The following is a 2,307-nucleotide window of genomic DNA, read 5'->3' on the forward strand; positions in this document are numbered from 1 at the left end:
AGCCGCTTGTGGTCGGCCAACTCCTTGCCTCGGTCCCAGGTCACCCTGGCAWCGTGGCTCGAACGAGAACACCAACCGGCTCCTGCGCCAGTATCTTCCCCACGGAACCGACCTGTCCCTGCAAAGCCAGGCCCAGCTCAGCGCCATCGCCCGTCAGCTCAACGAACGGCCCAGAAAGACCTTGCTCTATCAAACCCCAGCCGAGAGGTTCGCCGAGTGTGTTGCGGCGATCAGTTGAGCCCGCCAGCGAAAGCTGTCGGCTTGGCCGCCTGAGCGGGCTGAGCACACCCGTCGGAATGTGGAAGTGCTATGCCTGTCGCAAGCCCTTCACCGTGAGGCATGGCACGATCTTTCAGAACAGCCATGTGCCGATGCATGTCTGGCTGCAGGCGCTCTATCTGCTGACCGCGACCGGCGAGCGTATCGGTTCGCAGAGGCTGGGCCAGATACTCGGCGTGTCCGTCCGGACCGCCTGGCATCTCAAGACGAAGATCGCGGCCGGCCTGGAAACCGCGAAGGATCTGCCGAATTCATGGCCTGGCGAAAGCGTTGTCGACCGCGTCGTGCGAGAGCCCTTTCCGAGTAGCTCCGCGCCGCCCCGGCCGGGGCAGGCCGTCTGCAAGGCGCGCTACGAGCGTTTCCTTGCGGTTACCGCGAGCGCGACGCACCGTCTCGATGACACTGTCTTCCTCCAGGCTTTGAACCGGTTGCTGCGGAGTTCCGGCGTGGACACCGAGCCGGAGGAGGGCAGGTTCGAGCAACAGCTCGAGTTGGGCCTGTTCGATCAGCCTGCGGAGCGAAAAAGGACTGCTGACGACGATGGATTGCGCTGACGGCTGATGGGAAGAGGGTGGCCTCCACTGGCAGAGGGACGGCGCGCCATACTTCGGCGCCGTTGCCTATAGGGGCCGGGGACTGCGGCGGAGGCATTGATCGACATGTTCTTCCCAAAGCCGCTGAAGCGAGGGATCGGCCTGCAGTACGGGCTCGTCGATCTCGTCAAGCTGGCTGGCTGGGCGCAGCGCTTCGAGGAAGGCGACGGCACCGCGGGCGCCGGCTGCAAAGGCCGGATCCTCGCGGCTGCTGAGCAGGCAGATTTCCTCGCCGATGAGCTCTGGGCCAATTCCCGTGACGGCGTTCAGGACATCGGATTGAACCGCTGCGAGGGCATGCGTGCGCATCGGGCCGCAATGACGCTGGGCAATCAGCGTGACAAGCGTTGCGAGGAAGCCGATGATCTGGGGATGAAGCCAGTCACCGGCCTGGCATGTCGCGGTCCCGCTGGGATCGCGATGCAGGAAGGGGTCGATCGCGGCATGGGCCATGCGGCGCGCCTTGCGAATCTTGAGCCATTCGAACATGGCGCCCCCGCGCTGAGCGAAGCCTAGCCTCCGAGGAAGCGCCGATGCCCAAGCCCTCCCGAGGACGAACGGCCTTGCCGCCCAGGCCGGATTTCGATGTCCTGGAGGTTGTCGCCGCGCGCCGATCCTCCAGCCGCAGAGTAGCCTTCATGAACCTCGTAGGGATCTGAATCTAGCCTGGTCCAACAACGAGAGCCTGTTCATCTATGTGCTGATGGTTTTGCTCGGCACGGATGACAAGTCGGCGGCGATCGTCTTCGCCACGCTGAATACGACACGCGCGCGTCTCGATCTGGTGCAGCGGCTRGCCAAGATCGGCGTGGCAGACAAGGTCGTCCGCGGCGAGCTCAACGAGATCGTAGAGCGCTTCTCGGCGGCGACGCGGCTGCGCAACGACCTCAGCCACGCCACCTTCGTCATCGATGCGGAGGGCGAGATCACCCATACGCAGCACATGAAGGTGGAGGAAAGCCGGGGGAACCTGCGCTTCGGTGTCCGCCGAGCCGTCGACGATGCGAGGCTCGAGGAAATCTCCCGCACCATCCGCGAGCTTCACGCGCTCAACCGGCGAATCTGGGATCTCATGTCTGCCCTCGAGGGGGCGACGTAAACAGCAGGAAAGTGGCTGCGTCGATGCGACCGCGATCGGCGATCAAGGCAAGCCGCCTGCATCGGTTGGACGCGGCAGGCTGCAGATACCTCCAACCACGTGCGCGTCGGCCGAGCGCAGAAGACGAGGGGAGATGACAAAACTGTCAGGTATTTCGATCGCAAAAAAGAAAAACCCCGAAGGGTTATCTTTTGACGTCTTGATTTATCGCGGGAAATTTTTGGTCGGAGTGGCAGGATTTGAACCTGCGACCCCCTCGTCCCGAACGAGGTGCTCTACCAGGCTGAGCCACACTCCGATCAACTGGTGGCCGGCTTATAGCCAGCACGCGGCCCC

Annotated in this window: 4 protein-coding genes and 1 tRNA gene; 4 read left to right on the forward strand and 1 reads right to left on the reverse strand. The window is 63.5% G+C overall.

From position 1 onward, the window contains the following. The 4 genes from AC1DVA_RS27690 to AC1DVA_RS27705 all read left to right on the forward strand — a co-directional run. On the forward strand, positions 1–238 hold a 238-nt coding region (locus AC1DVA_RS27690), incomplete at its 5' end, for a transposase (RefSeq protein WP_476808028.1). A 127-nt stretch (positions 239–365) separates the two neighbouring features. Continuing rightward, positions 366–833 carry a hypothetical protein gene (locus tag AC1DVA_RS27695; protein WP_265054700.1) on the forward strand — a complete coding sequence of 156 codons (468 nt, stop codon included), beginning with the start codon at positions 366–368 and terminating at the stop codon, positions 831–833. A gap of 96 nt (positions 834–929) precedes the next feature. Continuing rightward, a complete protein-coding gene (locus AC1DVA_RS27700; RefSeq protein ID WP_265054699.1) occupies positions 930–1,388 on the forward strand; it encodes a hypothetical protein in 459 nt (152 codons plus the stop codon). A 181-nt stretch (positions 1,389–1,569) separates the two neighbouring features. Then, positions 1,570–1,971, forward strand: coding sequence for a hypothetical protein (locus AC1DVA_RS27705; protein WP_476808029.1), 402 nt, complete (start codon positions 1,570–1,572; stop codon positions 1,969–1,971). A gap of 221 nt (positions 1,972–2,192) precedes the next feature. On the opposite strand, the gene AC1DVA_RS27710 is transcribed toward AC1DVA_RS27705, so the two are convergent. Continuing rightward, positions 2,193–2,269 (reverse strand) — tRNA-Pro (locus AC1DVA_RS27710). Positions 2,270–2,307: the final 38 nt, after the last annotated feature.

The sequence above is a fragment of the Allobosea sp. P4_C6 genome (assembly GCF_056402015.1).